Source organism: Aliirhizobium wenxiniae (assembly GCF_014201355.1).
GTDB classification, from domain to species: Bacteria; Pseudomonadota; Alphaproteobacteria; order Rhizobiales; family Rhizobiaceae; genus Neorhizobium; species Neorhizobium wenxiniae.
Window position 1 is genome coordinate 1,480,151 of the sequence record NZ_JACHEG010000001.1, and the last position, 18,421, is coordinate 1,498,571.

Genomic DNA, 18,421 nt, shown 5'->3' on the forward strand with positions numbered 1-18,421 from the left:
GGTTATAGGTGCTTGTGGCAAGCAGGCCCCCGCTACAACCGATGATCCGCAAACAACGGCTGATGGCCGCCGAGGAAATACCTGTCGAGATCCGCCTCCGTCACCTCGGAAAGTGTCGCCGGCTGCCATTGCGGATTGCGATCCTTGTCGATCACCGCAGCCCGCACACCCTCGTAGAAATCATGGTTGCGCAGAAGCTCCGAAGCGACGGTGAATTCGCGCTCCAGGCATTCCACCAGGCTTGAGCTTTTCCGCCCGGCACGAAGCAATCTCAGCGTCAGCTTCAGGCTCGTCGGCGAACGCTTGGCGATGACACCCCGCGTAAAGGCGGCAAACTCGCCCTCTTCCTTTTCAAGCGCAGCAAGAATTTCCTCGACCGTATCGAAGGAGAATACGCGGTAGATCAACGCCCGCTGCCCTTCAAGCCGGCTCTCACCCGCCGCGGTCGCAAATTTGCCGATCACGACCGCGACATCCGCATCCGACGCACCGGCACCAAGCGCGCCCAGGGCTTGCACCAATTCGGCAAGCCTCTCCGACGGCACATGGTAATCCGCAAAACCTGCATAGATGGCATCCGCCGCACCGACGATCTCGCCGGTCAGCCCCATCCACGTCCCTGCCTCACCCGGCGCACGCGGCAGAAGCCAGGTCGCACCGACATCGGGCACGTAACCAATCCCCGTTTCCGGCATCGCAAGCTTCGTGCGCTCGGTCACGATACGGTGCTTGCCATGCGAGGCAACGCCTACGCCGCCGCCCATGACGATACCGTCCATCAGCGCCACATAGGGCTTGGGGTAACGCGCGATCGTGTAATTGACCGGAAATTCCTCGCGCCAGAACAGCGCCACCTCGGGATCGCCGGCTTTGCCGAGCTGGTAGATGGCCCGGATATCACCGCCGGCGCAAAGTCCGCGCTCGCCCTCTCCGGTCAGGATCACGCAGGAAATCTCGCCATCCTCGACAAACCGCTCCATCGCCGGTTTCATCGCATGCACCATGGCAAGGTTGAGGCTGTTAAGCGCCTTCGGTCGGTTGAGCCTGATGATCGCCGCCGACCCGATGCGGTCGAAAAGGATTTCGTCGGTCTGAACTGCACTATCGGTCATGCCTGCCTCTGGGTGTCATTGACTGCTCCGATCATAGCGGTCAGCAAATCGGTGATGCCAGACAAAATATTGGACAGGATTGCCGCATCGGCGAGGCGGAAGTGACTGGAGCGCCTTCCATGAAATGAGAAGGCGCTCCAGATTTTATTCGGCAGCCATGGGCAGATCCCGGCGGCCTTCGAATAGATCACCCTGATTGGCCGGCGGGTTCTCGTTTTCGACGTCCTTCGCCTTAGGCTCGCGGCCGAAGAACAGGGCATAACCCGCCGGAAGTACCAGAAGCGTCAACACGGTGGCGACCATGATACCGCCCATCATCGCATAGGCGAGCGGTCCCCAGAACAGGCCCCAGGAGATCGGGATCAGTGCCAGCACCGCCGTCATCGCCGTCAGCATGATCGGCCGGAAACGGCGCACGGCAGCGCCGATGATCGCCTCCTGACGATGCATGCCCGCCGCGATATCCTGGTCGATCTGGTCGATCAGGATGATCGAGTTGCGGATGATGATGCCAAGCAGCGCAATCACACCGAGGATCGCCACGAAACCGAAGGGCGCACCGGTGATCAGCAGGGCCATGGCAGCCCCGATGATGCCGAGCGGACCGGTGGCCAGCACCAGCATCGCCTTGCCGAAATGCCTCAGCTGCATCATCAGGAGCAACATGATGACGAGCAGCATGATCGGCGCCTTGGCGGCGATCGATGCCTGACTTTCGGCAGCATCCTCCGCGCCACCCTGGATCTCGATCTTGTAACCGGCCGGAAGTGCAGATCTCAGGTCGGAGATGGAATTGTAGAAGTTGATCGATGCCTGGGTCGACTCGATACCATCAGGCAGCGTTGCCTTGACGGTGATCGTCGGCAGGCGGTCGCGCCGCCATTCGATCCCCTGCTCCATGACGGGCACGACCTCGGCGATCTGCGACACCGGCACGAAGCCACCGAAATCGGTCGGCACATAGACCGACTGCACGGCAGAGAGCAGGTCGCGGGTCGTATCCGGTTCGCGCAGGACGATCGAGACTGTTTCCTCGCCATCGCGGAAATCGGCAAGCGGAGCACCGGCGGTTGCCGCCTGCAGCATCTGCCGCACGCGCTGCGACGAGACACCCAGCGCACGGGCGCGGTCCTGATCGATCACCAGCTTCATGCCCGGCACCGGCTCCATCCAGTCGTCATGGATCGAACCAAAGAGCGGGTTTTGATGGTAACGCTCCTTCACCTGATCGGCGATACGGCGCACCTCAGCCTTATCCGGGCCGATGACGCGCATCTGCACCGGCCAGCCGGTCGGCGGACCAAGGAACAGGCGGTCGACCTTGCTGCGTACGGTCGGGAAATCGTCGGCGAGTATCTGCCGCAACTTGACGATCAGCCGCTCGCGCTGTTCCAGCCCCTTGGACATGATCAACAGCTGGGCATAGTTCGGATTGCGAAGCTGCTGGTCGAGCGGCAGGAAGAAGCGCGGTGCGCCTTCGCCGATGAAGGTAGCGATGAAGGTCTTGTCCTCGTCGGGCATGATCTTCTCTTCGAGAGCCTTGGCCTGACGTTCCACCTCCTCGATCGCAGTTCCTTCCGGCAGCCACATGTCGACCAGGATTTCCGGCCGCGACGATTGCGGGAAGAAGCTCTGCGGAATGAACTGAAACGACCACAAACTGCCGGCAAAGATGCCGAGTGTGGCGAGAAGAATGATCGCCTTGTGACGGACGGACCAGGTCACCGCATGCCGCACGCCGCGATACATCCGCGTATCATAGGCATCATGATGATGGCCGGTACCGGCATGGGCGCGCTGCTTGAGCAGCATATAGCCCAGCCACGGGGTAAAGTAGACCGCCACGAACCACGAGACGACCAGCGCGATGCCGACCACATAGAACAGCGAGCGCACATATTCACCGGCGGTCGAATCCGCAAACCCGACCGGGATGAAGCCGGCGGTGGTGATCAGCGTGCCGGTCAGCATCGGAAAGGCGGTGGAGGAATAGGCGAAAGTCGCAGCCTCCAGCCGCGGCAAGCCCTCCTCGAGCTTCCGCTCCATCATCTCGACCACGATCATCGCGTCGTCGACAAGCAGGCCAAGCGCAATGATCAGCGCGCCGAGCGAGATGCGCTGCAGCTCGATGCCGAGATAATACATGATGGCGAGTGTTGCCGAGAGCACCAGCGGGATCGCGATCGCAATCACGATGCCCGACCGCCAGCCAATCGAGATCAGCGAGACGACGAGCACGATTGCCAGCGCCTCCATCAGCGCCTGGGTAAACTCGCCGACGGCCTCGGTCACCACTTCCGGCTGGTTGGAAATCTGGTGCACTTCCGCACCGATCGGCAGCGTTTCGGCAAACCGCTTGTACATTTCCTCGACGCTGTGGCCGACATCGGTCACCTTGAAGCCGTTGGCCATGACAATTCCGAGCTGCACGCTGTCATGCCCGTTAAAGCGGAACTTGCGCTCGAACGGATCGACAAGCCCGTCTTTAACGGTAGCGATATCGCCCAGCCGGATGACCTGATCGCCAGCCTTGATCCGCAACTCGCGAATATCCTCCGGCGTGGTGACGCCACCTTCGACGGAAATACGAACCGAACGGTCAGCCGTCTGGACACTGCCGGATGCATCGATATCGTTTTGGCCGGCTAACGCCGTCTGGATGTCGGTGACCGTCAGGCCACGCTCAGCCAAGGCCTTGGAGGATACATCGATAAAGATCTTCTGCGGCTGGTCACCAAGGATGGTAGCCTTCTCGACACCGGGCACGGTGAGAAGCATGTCGCGCGCCTGAATGGCGAACTGCTTCAGTTCCGGATAACCGTAACCATCGCCGGTAATCGCATGCAGGGTGATATAGGTATCACCGAATTCGTCGTTGAAATAAGGCCCGCGCAGCCCGGTCGGCAGATCCTGCTTGATGTCACTGATCTTCTTGCGCACCTGATAGAAGGCGTCGGCCACCTCCTGAGCATTCGTGTCGCCCTTGACCTGAATGGTCGAGATCGAGAAACCGGCGCGCGTATCGGATTTGATCCAGTCGAGATGCGGAGTTTCCTGCAGCTTGCGCTCGATCTTGTTGACCACCTGGTTCTGCATCTCATCGACCGAGGCGCCTGGCCAGGCGCTCTGCACCACCATGACGCGGAAGGTGAAGTCGGGATCTTCCTTCTGCCCCATGTTCATGATGCCGAGTGCACCCATGACGATGATGAGGCCGAACAGGAAGCGCGCGATGCTCGGATGGCCGATCGCCCAGCGCGAAAGGTTGAAACCGCCCTTTTGCTGCGGATGTGCCTGATTGGAGGAACTCATTGGGTTGTCCTTTTCAGCGCAGGGCGATTAAGGCTGTATCGAAGCGGTGGACTGGCTGGACGTGCGGCCGAAGCGCGAGGCGACCGTCTCGGGCAGCTTGACCTTCAAGCCGTCGCGCATGAACTGCGTACCGGCAGAGACCACGAGATCACCCTTGGCAAGCCCTTCGGAGACGCGGGCAACGCTGTCGCCATAACCGGCGACCTTGACGGCGCGGGAACTGACCTCGCCCTTGTCGCGCTCGACGATCCAGACGACCGGCTTGCCGTCCTTCTGGGCAAGCGCTGCGAGCGGCACGCCGAAGGTCGGCACCACATTGTCCTCGACCGCATCGATCGTCGCCGTCATGCCGATCAGCACGCGGTCGTCGGCTGGAAGGCTGACGCGGACGGCAAAGGTACGGGACTGGGCATCGGCGCTGCCGGCCACTTCGCGAACCTTGCCCTCAAGCACCAGGTCCCTTGCTGACCAGAAGCTGGCCTTGACTGTCTTGCCCGGCTTGAAATGGGCGATGTCCGTTTCCGGCACCGCGATCTGCACTTCCTTCTCGCCGTCGACGGCGACGGCAACCACGGTAGTACCGGCGCTGACGACCTGGCCGACATCGGCGCTGACAGTCGTCACGATTCCGTTCTGTGTCGCTTTCAACTCGGTATAGGCGACCTGGTTCTGCGCTTCTTCGAGCGCCGATTCAGCCGATTGCAGCTGTGATTGCGCCTGATCGGCGGCAAGTTGCGCCTGTTCGAGCTGCGATTGCGAGGTCACGCTCTTTTCCGCCAGCGTTTCGGCGCGCTTGCGGGCAAGCCCGGTAATCTCAACCTGCTTCTGCGCCGAGGTAAGATCGGCATCTGCGCGGCGGACCGAAAGCTGGTAATCGACAGCATCAAGCCTTGCGAGAATGGTGCCGGGCTCAACCCTGTCACCCACATCGACAAGGCGCTCGGTGATCTTGCCGGCAACGCGGAAGCCGAGATTCATCTCGGTCCGGGCACGTACGGAACCGGAATAGACGAGGCTGCGGCCGATCTCCGGTCCGCCGATCTCGACGACCTTCACCGGCCGGACGGGGTCAGGTGCCTCAACCTTTTTCTCTTCCGAGCAGGCCGTAAGGGCGCTGAGGGCGACTGCGACAAGCAGCCCTTTTGCGAAAACGCAAGAACGTCGAATATTGATCACTGACATGGCCCCCACTCCCGGTGGCGATTGGATATGGCGTCCTGCGACACCGGCTTTTGATTTCGAGATGTTTTTATTTCAGCGCCCTGATGGCGAAATCGACCAGATCGGCCGGCGTCGTGCGACGGTTCTCGATCAGGCATTCGGCGATGATCTGCGGGTGACAGAGCGTCACCGTACTATCACAAAGACATTCCGCGGCAGCGTCTGCATCTTGAGCGCGAAACTCACCGGCGACAATACCCTCGCGGATGATGCCGGCAACGATCGCGCGCATCTGCATGATGTGGTCCTCGATCACCGACCACTGCTCCTGAATGGCGACGATTACCATCTCATGCACCTTGTTCTCATGCAGCAAGGTCTCAACTGTGATGGCGTGCTGCTGCAGGAAATGATCGCGTATCCGCTCTGCGGCACTTACAGGTCGCGCGGCATTTTCCAGCGCAACTGCACGGCCGGAATTCAACAGCCTGTCAGCCAGCGCCCGGTGAATCTCAGACTTGGACGAGAAGAACCGATAGATGTTTGCCGGCGACATCCCAAGATCCTTGGCAATGTCGGCAACATTCGTCTTCGAATAACCGTAGTGCTTGAACAGCCGCTCGGCAGCTTCAAGAATCCGGTGAATGTTTTCCTGACGTACGGTCTCTGCCTGAATGTCGGCGCTATCCATAAGTCCTCACAAATTACGACTGACGAATTTTCATTTTCGTCAGTCGTAATTCAAAAGCGGAAAACTGTCAACCTGCGCTTGAGGCGGTGAAACCTTTGAGTGTGCGAAAGAGGCAGGAAAAGAGGGCGGCCCAACCCCGCCGGCCGCCCTCCCTGCTCACCGGCCCGAATGCGGTCCGATGAGGCTGGTGATCTCCGTCACGCGGTCCGCCGGAAACCCACCCTCTCTGGCGTGACGATAGACCGCCTCGGCGCTTTCGGCTTCATGGACGCAATACATCTTGTCGCCGGTCACATAGCTGGTGATCCAGGTATAGGGTTCACCCAGTCCATCGACGACCGCGTTCGACTTGGCCGAAATTTCCTTCAATGTCTGCTGATCCATGCTTCCAAGACCAGGAATGTTTCGCTCGATGACGAATTGAGGCATTGCGGTATCCTTTCATGAGTTGAAATTGAGGCATGCTGGCAGTTCCGCATGGCGCCCGGGCCAGCAGCTAACCCACCGGTCAACCATGCGCGTGCTCGCAGCTGACATTCGGATTCATGTCTGCAAACGCCCCTTTGGGGTTCTTGCGCCAGGCCCAGACATGCAGCTCGTAGAAAGCCGGCAGCCCATATCGATTGGGCGCTCCGGTCAGACTGAAGAGTTGCCCCTCCAGATTGGCCGGTCCCTTGGTCGTGATATATTCCACCGCCACCAGTTCCATCCGCCCTCGGGCATCAGGCTCATACATCACCGCCTCGGGCCTGGAGAGATCGATCGCCTCGTCCTTGATCAGGTCGGCATTGACATAATGGATGCCCATCGCCCCGCCATCCACGCCACTCGTGCAGGGGATCGGTGAATAGCCCTCCTTCACCGCCTGTTTCACATCCTTGAACCGGGCATTTGCCTCCCGCACCTTGTCGGGCAGGCCAGCGCCGGCTGTGGCGACTGCAGGCAATGCGGCCGATACGAGAAGCATTGCCAACAACGTTTTTATTCGCGTCATGCGTGTCATCTCCAAAAAATGTGCTTGATACCGGACACCCCGCCCGGATGGCGCATTTCTAGGGAAGACGGCGCGCCGCGCATCTCCCACGCGGGGGATGAACAATATTTTCCGAAACATTATCACAATTGCAGATTGTCAAGATTGACCGCCATGGTGCGGCAGGCGCAGGATCATCGCATGGACCACAAGCTGTCTGAAATCATCGGCGCGATTTACGACTGCGTCGCCAGCGAGGCGTCGTGGCCCAATGCCATGCGGCTGATCAACGAAAGGATCGACGGATTCCTGACTACGATCGCCGTCTTCGATACAAGGACAAGATCTGCCAGCCTCGCCCAGATTGCATGCGACGACGAAGAAGCCATACGCACCCTGGTCCGATATGCGAAGGATGTGCCCTTCTTCCACCTCCTGCACCAGATGGAACTTGACGAGCCGGATACGCTGGAGCGAATGTTCGCGCTTTATGGCCCGGACGGCGAAGACGTCTGGCAGCGCGGCGATCTCTATCGCAATTTCCACTCTCGTTATGGCGTTCTGAACTCGATCGACATGGCGATCCTGAAACGACCGCAACGTGTCGGCACGATCAATATTTCGGTCAAATACCAGCCGAAAGACCCGGAAATATTCAATCTCCTTGGCCTGCTCGGCCCGCATATAAGGCGAGCGGTAACCATCCACGACATGCTGGAGATCGAGCGGGACCGTAGCGCGGTTCTTCGCCAGGTGATTAACGCACTCGACCATGCGGTCTTCATCGTCGCCGACGACATGTCGATCCTCTTTGCAAACGAGACTGCTGAAGCAAGATTGCGCGAACAACATGTCCTGCGCGCCCATGCCGGCAAGCTGACCTGCCTGAACGAGTATGCCTGCAACGCGTTATCGACCGCTGTCTTGCTTGGTGCGCGCAATGAGATCAAGCTCGGCGCCGCCGGCATCGACGTTCCGCTTGGCTCAAGCGAACGGCCGGCAGTTGCGCATGTCCTGCCTCTCCAGCGCCGCCGGGAAAGTGGCGGGTACGAGCGCAATGCAGCCGCCGCAATTTTCGTAGCCGCGGCAGGAACCGTGACACAGACCGCGCTGGAAGCCGTCGCGGCGTTATTTGCACTGACGCCGGCCGAGCGGCGCGTGGTCGGTTATGTTGCCGAAGGCCTGACACGCAACCAGATTGCCGAAGCGCAGGGCGTCTCCGATGGGACGGTCAAATCCCAACTGGGCGCAGTCTACGATAAGACGGGCGCTTCAGATCAGCGCAGCCTTCAGCAACTGATACGGGAATTGACGCCGCCAGTACAAAGAAACGTTTAGTAATGAGTTGTTCAAGTTAATGGCCGTTTTTCTGGCAGGCTCCCGGATAAAGTGGTATCACCAAAATACAGCGTAAATTGAGATAATGCGGGAACGTAATTTCGGTTTGTGCGTTACGTAGCGCCCAGCCGCGAATAGAGTGCGGCTTCGGGGGGAACATGCATGCAATGATGGAAAGTCAGGACGTTTCACTGCTCGACCAGGAGCGCTATCGGCTGCTGGTGGATGCAATCTCGGACTATGCCATCTACATGCTCGATCCATCGGGCCATGTCGTAAGCTGGAATGCCGGTGCGCAGCGTTTCAAGGGTTACGATGCTGCGGAAATCCTCGGCCACCATTTTTCCCGCTTCTACACCAACGAAGATCGCCTTGCCCGGCTGCCGGAGCAGGCGATCGACGCCGCGATAGCCCACGGTCATTTCGAAAGCGAAGGCTGGCGCATCCGCAAGGACGGCACCCGTTTCTGGGCGCATGCCATTATCGATCCGATCTGGGACCGCAACGGCCACCTCCTCGGTTTCGCCAAGGTAACGCGTGACCTGACGGAGCGAAAGAAAGCGGAAGCGGAGCTGCGGCTCAGCGACGAAAAATTCCAGCTGCTGGTGAACGGCGTCAGCGATTATGCACTTTACATGCTCGATCCGGATGGCTTCGTCACCAACTGGAATGCCGGCGCCGCGCGCATCAAGGGATATAGCGCTGAAGAGGCGATCGGCAGGCATTTTTCCCACTTCTATACCGACGAGGACCAGAGGAAGGGTGAGCCCGAGCGTAATCTCGATATCGCCCGCCGTGTCGGCAGAGTGGAGCGGGAGGGGCTGCGCCAACGCAATGACGGCACTACTTTCTGGGCCCATGTCGTCATCGATGCCATCCGTGACGAAAGCGGAAATCTGATCGGCTTTGCCAAGATCACCCGCGACGTGACGGAAAAGGTCGAGGCGCAAAAGGCGCTGACCAAGACCCGCGAGGAACTCTTTCAGGCTCAGAAGATGGAGGCGATCGGTCAGCTTACCGGCGGCATCGCCCACGATTTCAACAACCTGCTAATGGCGATCATGGGCAGTCTCGAAATCCTGCGCAAGCGCCTGCCCGATGATCCGGCCCTTCGCCCGCTGATCGACAATGCTATTCAGGGTGCCGAGCGCGGTGCGGCGCTGACACAACGCATGCTTGCCTTTTCCCGCAGGCAGGAATTGAACATGCGGCCCGTCGACGTCCCGTCCCTGGTCGCCGGCATGATGGACTTTCTCGAACGCTCGCTGCGCTCATCGATGCGTATCGAAACCCGCTTCCCTCCGAACCTGCCACATGTCCTGACTGATGGCGTGCAGCTCGAAACCGCCCTGCTCAATCTCGTGGTCAATGCCCGCGATGCGATGAGCGAAAGCGGGACAGTGAGGATCAGCGCCGAACGTCACCAAATTGGCGAAGAGGGTGGAAAACTCCATAGCGGCGACTATCTGCGTATATGCGTCAGTGATACCGGCGAAGGCATGGATCCCGATACGGTCGCGCGCGCAACGACGCCCTTCTTCACTACAAAGGGCGTCGGCAAGGGAACAGGATTGGGATTGTCGATGGTACAGGGACTGACGGAACAATCGGGCGGCATGCTCTCGATCGAAAGCGTCAGGCATGAAGGCACCACGATCTCGCTCTTCCTGCCGACGATCGATGAAGAGGATTGCCCCAAGGAAAAAGCACAAGCCTCGGGCAGCGGCGAAAAGCTCGGCGATCGCCCGCTTATCGTGCTCGCCGTCGACGACGATGCACTCGTACTGATGAACACGACCCTGATGTTGGAAGATCTCGGCCACCAGGTGATCGAGGCCTATAGCGGCCCTGAGGCGCTGTCGGCATTGAGGCAGGAAGACAATCGCATCGATCTCGTCATCACCGACCATTCCATGCCGAAAATGACGGGTGCACAACTCGCCGCAGAGATCGCCACCGAATGGCCGGGCCTGCCGGTCGTGCTCGCCACCGGTTATGCAGAACTGCCGGACGGCAGCGGCAGCCACCTGCCCCGACTGCCAAAACCTTTCTCGCAACAGCAGTTGAGCGAGATGATCGGCACCGTGACCGGAACCGGTGCCTGATAGGCAGGCGCTGAACCATTCTCCACGCCATGCGTTGTCCCCCGTTCCAACACGGGAGGCATCCACATGGTCTTCAAGCACCAGCAATTCTACGAGGCAGCGCCGGAAATCGAAGTCGAATTTCCCGGCCGGGCAACACTGGAAGCAACCGTTTCCGACGCACTTGCCTCGTCCGGCGGCATCGATGCAAGCGATGTCACAGTAACGGCAAGCGGCACGACCATCACGCTTTCAGGCTCCGTTCTCAGACAGGAAGAGCTTGTCCGCGCGGACGAAATCGCTCGTAGTATCGAGGGTGTCACCGAGGTCAGGAATGACATCGCAGTGACCGGCCTCGATCAGGTTCAGCGCGGTATCTGATATCGCCAACAGGCCCTCTCGACACTCCGCATCGATCTGATCGAGAGGGACTGTAACGCTTTTTCTAAGATCGCCCGGATTTTTGGAACACGCATTGCCGCCAGCCGCGTAACGGCTGTGTAAGACTCATGACGATTTCAGCAAAAACCTAAGAATTGTCATGACTTATCAAAATTCAAGAAACCTCGCTTCGGTCGAGGAAATCAGCACGCAACTGGATGATCCGAACGTTGTCATCCTTGATTGCACCTCAACAGTCATCCCGACGGATGGAGGTGGCGGCTTTGCGGTCGCCGATGGCCGCGAGGCGTTTGAAGCGGGCCATATCCCCGGCGCACAATTCGTCAATCTGCAGCGCGACCTTTCCACGCCCTCCGACCACCTGCTTTTCACCCTCCCCTCGGCCGAACAATTCGGCAATGCCCTGAACAGGCTCGGGGTTGGAGCAGAAAGCCGCGTCATCCTTTACTCCACCGGACAGCCCGGCTGGGCGGCCAGGGTCTGGCTGATGCTTCGTGCCTTCGGTTTCGAAAACGCTGCCGTGCTGAATGGTGGCTGGAAGGCATGGACCAATGCCGGCCTGCCGGTTGAAACCGGGGCGGCAAAGCCCCGTTCCGCGGCTTCAAAGCCATTCGGCTGGACCTATCGACCCGGTTTCTTCGTCGCAAGCGACGAGGTGGTCGCCCGCGCGGAAGGCGATGCCCTGGTCAACGCCCTCGGGCCCGATTCCTTCCGCGGCGAGGCACCGATCGCCTATGGCAGACCGGGGCGCATTCCCGGCAGCGTCAATGTTCCGACATCCTCTCTCGTTGATCCCGAAACCGGCCTCTATCTCTCCCAACAGCAGATCGAGAAGATTTTTGCCGATGCGGGTGTGAGACCTGACGCGCAACTGATCGCCTATTGCGGCGCGGGCGTCGCCGCCAGCAACGTCGTTTTTGCCCGCACGCTGAGCGGCGCAGACGCACGCTCCGTTGTCTACGACGGCTCACTGCTGGACTGGTCCTCGGACCCTGATCGCCCGCTTGTTACCGGCTGAACGACATTTCAAAACCAGGAAAGAATTTGATCATGAAACTTGCTTTCGGACGCCGTAGCGCGATCCTGTCCGTGCTCGGGCTGACCTTGCTCGCCGGTATTTCTCCACCCACATCTGCCCGCGCTGAAGACTTCGCCCCGATCAGGATTGGCATCAATGCCGGCCTTTCCGCCGATGCCGTCAATCAGGCAGCCAAAGAGGCCGCCGAAAAAGGCTTGAAGGTTGAGGTCGTCGAGTTCACCGACTGGGTCGTTCCCAACGAGGCGCTGAAATCGAAGGAGATCGACGTCAACTACTTCCAGCACCAGCCGTTTCTCGACCAGAACGCCAAGAAGGCCGGTTACGATTTCGTCTCGGTCGGTGTCGGCACGCTGACCAAGCTTGGCCTATACTCCAAGAAATACAAGTCGATCGAGGAGCTGCCGGAGGGCGCGAAAGTGGCGATCTCCGACGATCCGGTCAACGGCGGCCGGGCGCTGGAACTGCTGCAGTCCATCGGCCTGATCAAGCTCAGGGACGGTCTGACATCTGCCGCCATTCCGGCCGATATCGTCGAGAACCCGAAGAAGCTGGACATCATCGAACTGCCGAACCAGCAGATCCCACGTGCGCTCGATGATGTCGATCTCGGCCAAGGATATCCGTCCGGCATGGGGTTGTTCGGCGTTGATCCGAATTCGGCTCTCGTCTTCGACGGCGTGCAAACCCGCTACGCCCTGCGTTTCTTCGTTCGAAGGGAAGATGAGGCCAACAAAAGCGTTCGGGAATTCGTCAGGACATACCAGAATTCGCCTGAGGTCCGCGCCATCCTCAAGAAGCATTTTGGCGATCTGACCGTCCCTGCCTGGGACTGATCCAAGCCCAACAAAAAAGGGTGCGACGAAAACCGCCGCACCCTTTGATGCAATATCGAAATCCAACAGCCCCGCTTTCAGGCAGGACAGAAAATGCCTCAGGCAGCAGCTTCCGCAGCAGCCTCGGCATGCGACGCATTCAGGCGGCGGGCGACGATGTCGTGGTTGAGCCACTGGACCGGGCCGGTCGGCTCGGAGGATTCGGCGAAGATGAGCTTGCCGGTGGCTTCCACAACGAAGACGCTCAGGAGATCGCTGATCAGAGCCTTGCCATCGCGGTGCATCTGGGAAATCTCGTTCGACGTCGAGATGGTGAGGTCAGCCTGTTCCTGGCTGTTGGCCATAGGCCATGCCGAGAAATCATAGAACGGACGCATCACGGCGCTGCCCTGCATGTCGGTGATCTTCTGCAGGACGTCCTTCATCGAGAACTCGTCCTTCAGAAGCTTCTCGCAGGCCTGCCACTGGCTCTCAGCCCAGGCGCCACCATTTTCCTTCTTCAGCGCCAGAAGCAACGGGATCAGCGGAAGCTCGATACCGGTAAAGACGTCGGAAGAATTGGTGCGGATTTCAGGACAATTGTAGACGCTTGCCTTGATGCCTGCGCCCCAGGCTTTTTCCGCGATGCCTTCGAGACGCATCTTGGCATAGCCCTGGGTGTAGTTCGTGTAGGTCTGCCAGCGGTAATCGCCGTCGATCAGCACTGCAGTGCCATGGTAACCGTAGGCCGTGTAACGAACCTGATTGCCGGCAGCTTCGACGCGCGCACGGATTGCAGCACTTGCATCGATCAGATGCTGGAAGGTGATGGCGGAAACTTCGTCGAAATTCTGCAGTATGAGCTTGCCCAGATCGCTTTCGATCAGCGCCTGCGAGGACATGTGACGAGCAGCCGTACCCTTGTAGATGCGGTTGGCGATGACGAGGAAAACCTTGGCCTTGGGAATACCGCCGGCCATCGTGTGGGCGAAGAAGACGTTGCGGCCTTCGCCGATCATGCCGTCGAGAACGGCCATGACTTCGGCAACGGCATTCTTGAACCGCGCGGTGCCTGCTTCCCGGCACTTCTGGATATAATCCCAGTCGAGCTTCTCGGTCTGCCAGTTTTCCAGCGTCAGCTTGGTCAAGAGTTCGGTCGGCGTCGGGCCACCTTCCGGCGCATCGAGGTCGAAGCCGGCCATGACCGGGATGTTGATGATCTTGCCGCCCAGACGCGCTTCGGCTTCCGCAAGCTCTTCGGCATTGAGCGGGCGAAGCGCGTTGTTCTCGTCGCGCCGTCCGACCGTCACGCCGACGATCTTCATGCCGGCCCGCTTTGCTTCATCGAGAAGGCCGGTTGCATATCCGCGACCGAACAATTCGCCGAAGAGAACGAAAACGTCGCCTTTACGGAAGACGGTGTTTTCGGCGAGGCGGTTTACTGCGACTGGGTTTTTCATGCTGTCAGCTCTTTAGTCAATTTGGTCGTCGAGTCGTCACTCGGACAGGGTGTCGACAGTCTCATGACCGGAATGGCACGGAATAGGAAGTCATATTAAGTGACTGTACATTTCAAAGCGTGAACAGGCTTGAATAAATTGATCGCGCAAGGCGACGGCTGCTGCGAATTCGCAGCAGCCGTTTCCGCTTATCTCGGCAGTGCGTAGGCGATCACATAATCGCCCGGCTTGGTGCCGACCGACCCATGCCCGCCGGCAACGATGACGACGAACTGGCGACCGTCTTCCACCGCATAGCTCATCGGCGTCGCCTGTCCTCCCGCCGGCAACCGGGCTTCCCACAGCTGGCGGCCATCGGTCAGGTTATAGGCCCTCAGGTAATCATCCACAGCGGCACCGAGGAAGGCGACGCCGCCCTTGGTGATCATCGGCCCGCCGATACCAGGCACGCCCACCTTGAACGGCAGCGGCAACGGCGTCATGTCCATCACGGTACCATTGCGGTGCTTGTAGGCGATCTTGCCGGTCCTCAGATCGGCGCCCGAGACATACCCCCATGGCGGTGCCTGACAGGGAATCTTCAGCGGTCCGAGGAACGGCCCCATGAACACACCATAGGGCGCGCCGTCATTGCGGTTCAGCCCCTGCTCGGAGCCTTTCTCGTCCTGCCCCTTCGGCGGAATGTCGGCACGCGGCACCAACTTCGAGGTGAATGCGAGATAGGTCGGCATGCCGAACATCACCATCCGCTCGGGATCGACCGCGACCGAACCCCAGTTGAACGTGCCGAAATTGCCCGGATAGACGATCGTGCCGTTCAGTGACGGCGGCGTGTACTGGCCCTCGTAATTCATCTGTTTCAGCCAAATCCGGCATACCATCTGATCGAACATGGTAACGCCCCACATGTCCCGGCCTTCCAGCGTGCGCGGCCGGAAGTTGAGCGCCGAGATCGGCTGTGTCGGCGAGGAATGATCTTCAGGGATCGTGCCGCCCGGTGCCGGCTGTTCGGTGACGGGAATGATCGGCTCGCCGCTGCGCCGGTCGAGCACATATATATCGCCCTGCTTGGTCGGCCCGACCAATGCCGGCACCACCGTATTGTCCGGCTTGGTGATGTTGATAAGCACCGGCTGCGCCGGCACGTCCATATCCCACAGATCGTGATTCACGGTCTGCCGCACCCACTTGTCCGCACCAGTATTGATGTCGAGCGCCACGATTGACGACGAATATTTCTCGACATTTTCCGACCGACCCATCCCGAGCTGGTCCGGCACCTGGTTGCCGAGCGGTATATAGACGAGGCCGAGTTCTTCATCGACGGAGAAGACCGACCAGCTGTTGGGCGAATTGGTCGTATAGGTCTGGCCTTCCGGCAGCGGCTGGGTCTGGCCCGGATTGCCCGAATCCCAGTTCCAGATCAGCTGCCCGGAATTGACGTCGAAGGCGCGGATAACGCCGGATTGTTCCTCGGTCGAATAATTGTCGTTGACCGCCCCGCCGATGATGATCTTGTTGCCGACGATCGCCGGCGGCGATGTCGAATAATAATAACCGGCCGGATTGTATTTCATGCCCTTTTCGAGATGCAGCGTGCCACCCTCCGCAAAGGAGGTGCAGACCTCGCCGTTCTTCGCATCGAGCGCGATCAGCCTTGCATCCGCAGTCGGCAGGTAGACGCGCTCGGCGCAGGATGCTCCGGCGGCGGCCGCCTGATCCCTGTAATAGCTGACACCGCGGCAGGTCTGATGCTGCCGGTTCGGGTTCATCCCGGAATTGGCGTCATATCTCCAGATCTGCTTGCCGGTCGCGGCATCGAGCGCGATCGCCAGATTGTGCGGCGTGCAGAGATAAAGGGTGTTGCCGACTTTCAGCGGCGTCACCTGATACGTCGTCTCGCCGATATCGTCCGGCCGCTTCACATCGCCCGTCTGGTAACGCCAGACCTCCTGCAGTGAGCCGACATTGTCGACATTGATCTGATCGAGCGGCGAATAACGCTGACCATAGGGCGTGCGGCCATACTGGTGCCATTCGCCATCCGGCACATTGCCGCCGAGCGTCGGCGCGGCGGCGACCTTTTCCTCCGGAAGATCGCCGCTCTGGTCGAGCGGATCGAAGAACATCGAGACGACGGCGATCAAAACCGCGAGCGCCACCGCAACAGCGAGCGGCCGGGAAGTTGCACCGTAACGCGCGCCCGTCGGACTGACGAACCCGAGCGGACGGCGGATCCACGGCGTCAACAGCCACATGCCAAGCAAAATGATCACGCCGCCGCGCGGGCCGAGCTGCCACCAGTCGAAGCCGACTTCCCATATTGCCCAGATGAGCGAGGCGACGACGATCACCGCATAGACATGCAGCGCCAGAAGCTTGCGGGCGAAAAGAAGCGCCGCGACGATGAGAAAACCAAGTCCGCAGAGAAGATAATAGGCGCTTCCGCCGAGCGAAAGCAGGTAGGCCCCGCCGCCTGCAAGCGCGATCCCCATCAGCGCGATGATGATTGCCGTGATCCGAATAGCCATGAGCACCCTCGTCATGTCTCGATAAAGCGGCAGAAGGCCTTCTGTCCGCCCGCGCCCTGGACCTGACCCTCCGGTGAATATCCGAACCGGTCCCGCGCAAAAGGTAAATTAGGAGGAACAGTTGGAAAGGACAGAGGTTGGAACACTCAATGCGAGAGGATTGTACCAATCATCGCGAGCAGATCGGAGCTGCCGCCTTGAAAACCTCGTGGCACCCCTATGTCTTTTCTTGAAGTGAGGGAGTTTTCACACAGCATGCCCTATGAACTTTACTATTGGGACGGCATTCAGGGACGTGGAGAATTTGTCCGTCTGGCCCTGGAGGAGGCCGGCGCCAAATATATCGACAAGTGTCGCAGCTCGACCGGCACGCAGGCGATGATGGAGTTTCTCAAAGGAAGTCACGGCCACGACCAGACGCCTTTCGCACCGCCCTTCCTCAAGGAGGGCGAACTGGTCGTCTCGCATGTCGCCAACATCCTCTCATATCTCGGCCCGAAGCTCGGGCTCGTTGGTGACGACGAGAAGAGCCGCCTGATCATCAACGGGCTGCAACTGACGATCACGGATTTCATCGCCGAGGTGCATGATACGCACCATCCGATCAGCACCGGCGACTATTACGAGGATCAGAAAGCGGAAGCCAAGGCGCGCTCCACCGCCTTCATCCGGGATCGCATGCCGAAATTCCTCAGCTATTTCGAACGGCTGCTTTCCGCCAATCCGGCAGGCAAAGGCTTCATCGTCGGAAACGGCCTCACCTATGTCGACCTGTCACTGTTTCAGGTTATGGAAGGCCTGCACTACGCATTTCCAAAGGCGATGAGGGCAGTAGAGAACGACTATCCGAACCTATCTGCTCTTCGCGACAGGGTCGCTGAACGTCCGGCCATTGCGGCCTATCTGAAATCCGAACGTCGCCTTCCCTTCAGCGAGTCCGGAATTTTCCGTAATTATCCCGAACTCGACCTGACGAGCTGATCCTATTCGATGACCGCACAGGCAAGACGCTTGCCGGCATTACCGGAAGGTTGGCCGGAATAATCGTCGGGTCCGGCATGGATCATTAATGCCCTGCCCTTGATGGCACTGTCACCATCTTCCAGCGTAACGGCCGTGTTGAACACATGCGCCCTGAGCGTGCCGTCGGCCGGCACATACTGGTTCGGCATGTCACCGGCATGCTGACCCTTAGCAGCGAGGTAGCCGTGTTCCGCATTTGTCGGATTGAAATGACCGCCTGCCGATTCATGGCCGGTCGTATGATCACAGGTCCCTGTCTGATGCACGTGAAAGGCAACCCACTGACCGGCCGGCAATCCGCTGATTTCGGCAGCGATCATGACACCGGCTTTCGTACCGGTAAGGTCGGCTTTGCCGATCTCCTTGCCATCTGCGCCGATAAATCTGGCCGTTGCCTTCGAAGCATCCTGGCTCATCGCCATGCTCGGCAGGGTGATGGCGGCAGCAGCGAACGCTGCAGTCAGCAGGTATTTCATGGTTTCC

The 18,421-nt window shown here is 59.6% G+C and carries 15 protein-coding genes; 6 read left to right on the plus strand and 9 right to left on the minus strand.

Annotated elements, in window-relative coordinates; translation table 11 throughout:
* Window positions 1-32: 32 nt before the first annotated feature.
* From HNQ72_RS07185 to HNQ72_RS07210, 6 genes are all read right to left on the minus strand, one after another.
* On the minus strand, window positions 33-1,112 hold the full coding sequence (locus HNQ72_RS07185; protein ID WP_183990876.1) for an enoyl-CoA hydratase/isomerase family protein: 1,080 nt from the start codon (window positions 1,110-1,112) through the stop codon (window positions 33-35).
* A gap of 144 nt (window positions 1,113-1,256) precedes the next feature.
* A complete protein-coding gene (locus HNQ72_RS07190) occupies window positions 1,257-4,424 on the minus strand; it encodes an efflux RND transporter permease subunit (protein ID WP_183990878.1) in 3,168 nt (1,055 codons plus the stop codon).
* 27 nt (window positions 4,425-4,451) lie between these two features.
* A complete protein-coding gene (locus HNQ72_RS07195; protein ID WP_373289389.1) occupies window positions 4,452-5,615 on the minus strand; it encodes an efflux RND transporter periplasmic adaptor subunit in 1,164 nt (387 codons plus the stop codon).
* A 58-nt stretch (window positions 5,616-5,673) separates the two neighbouring features.
* Window positions 5,674-6,276 (minus strand): TetR/AcrR family transcriptional regulator, encoded by a 603-nt coding sequence (locus HNQ72_RS07200; RefSeq protein WP_183990882.1) that lies wholly within the window; start codon window positions 6,274-6,276, stop codon window positions 5,674-5,676.
* A gap of 156 nt (window positions 6,277-6,432) precedes the next feature.
* A complete protein-coding gene (locus HNQ72_RS07205) occupies window positions 6,433-6,705 on the minus strand; it encodes a DUF4242 domain-containing protein (RefSeq protein ID WP_183990884.1) in 273 nt (90 codons plus the stop codon).
* Between the two features lie 79 nt (window positions 6,706-6,784).
* On the minus strand, window positions 6,785-7,243 hold the full coding sequence (locus HNQ72_RS07210) for a hypothetical protein (protein ID WP_244654358.1): 459 nt from the start codon (window positions 7,241-7,243) through the stop codon (window positions 6,785-6,787).
* A 207-nt stretch (window positions 7,244-7,450) separates the two neighbouring features.
* On the opposite strand from HNQ72_RS07210, the gene HNQ72_RS07215 reads away from it, so the two are divergent.
* From HNQ72_RS07215 to HNQ72_RS07235, 5 genes are all read left to right on the plus strand, one after another.
* Window positions 7,451-8,587, plus strand: a complete 1,137-nt coding sequence (locus HNQ72_RS07215) for a helix-turn-helix transcriptional regulator (RefSeq protein ID WP_183990888.1) — start codon at window positions 7,451-7,453, stop codon at window positions 8,585-8,587.
* Window positions 8,588-8,754: 167 nt separating this feature from the next.
* Complete coding sequence (locus HNQ72_RS07220; protein WP_373289390.1) at window positions 8,755-10,692, plus strand: hybrid sensor histidine kinase/response regulator; 1,938 nt, start codon at window positions 8,755-8,757, stop codon at window positions 10,690-10,692.
* 66 nt (window positions 10,693-10,758) lie between these two features.
* Window positions 10,759-11,052: a BON domain-containing protein gene (locus tag HNQ72_RS07225; RefSeq protein ID WP_183990890.1), complete on the plus strand. Its 294-nt coding sequence runs from the start codon at window positions 10,759-10,761 to the stop codon at window positions 11,050-11,052.
* 160 nt (window positions 11,053-11,212) lie between these two features.
* Window positions 11,213-12,091, plus strand: coding sequence for a sulfurtransferase (locus HNQ72_RS07230; RefSeq protein WP_183990892.1), 879 nt, complete (start codon window positions 11,213-11,215; stop codon window positions 12,089-12,091).
* Window positions 12,092-12,123: 32 nt separating this feature from the next.
* Window positions 12,124-12,945, plus strand: coding sequence for a MetQ/NlpA family ABC transporter substrate-binding protein (locus tag HNQ72_RS07235; RefSeq protein ID WP_183990893.1), 822 nt, complete (start codon window positions 12,124-12,126; stop codon window positions 12,943-12,945).
* Window positions 12,946-13,043: 98 nt separating this feature from the next.
* Here the strand turns inward: HNQ72_RS07235 and HNQ72_RS07240 are convergent, their stop codons facing one another.
* Together HNQ72_RS07240 and HNQ72_RS07245 are read right to left on the minus strand one after the other, a co-directional pair.
* Window positions 13,044-14,384 (minus strand): enoyl ACP reductase FabMG family protein, encoded by a 1,341-nt coding sequence (locus HNQ72_RS07240; protein ID WP_183990895.1) that lies wholly within the window; start codon window positions 14,382-14,384, stop codon window positions 13,044-13,046.
* Between the two features lie 188 nt (window positions 14,385-14,572).
* On the minus strand, window positions 14,573-16,915 hold the full coding sequence (locus tag HNQ72_RS07245) for a glucose/quinate/shikimate family membrane-bound PQQ-dependent dehydrogenase (protein WP_183990897.1): 2,343 nt from the start codon (window positions 16,913-16,915) through the stop codon (window positions 14,573-14,575).
* A 255-nt stretch (window positions 16,916-17,170) separates the two neighbouring features.
* Between HNQ72_RS07245 and HNQ72_RS07250 the strand changes: the two genes are divergently transcribed.
* Window positions 17,171-17,896, plus strand: a complete 726-nt coding sequence (locus tag HNQ72_RS07250) for a glutathione S-transferase (RefSeq protein WP_183990899.1) — start codon at window positions 17,171-17,173, stop codon at window positions 17,894-17,896.
* Between the two features lie 2 nt (window positions 17,897-17,898).
* Here HNQ72_RS07250 and HNQ72_RS07255 read toward each other — a convergent pair whose 3' ends face one another.
* Window positions 17,899-18,414 carry a superoxide dismutase family protein gene (locus HNQ72_RS07255; protein ID WP_183990901.1) on the minus strand — a complete coding sequence of 172 codons (516 nt, stop codon included), beginning with the start codon at window positions 18,412-18,414 and terminating at the stop codon, window positions 17,899-17,901.
* Window positions 18,415-18,421 lie beyond the last annotated feature (7 nt).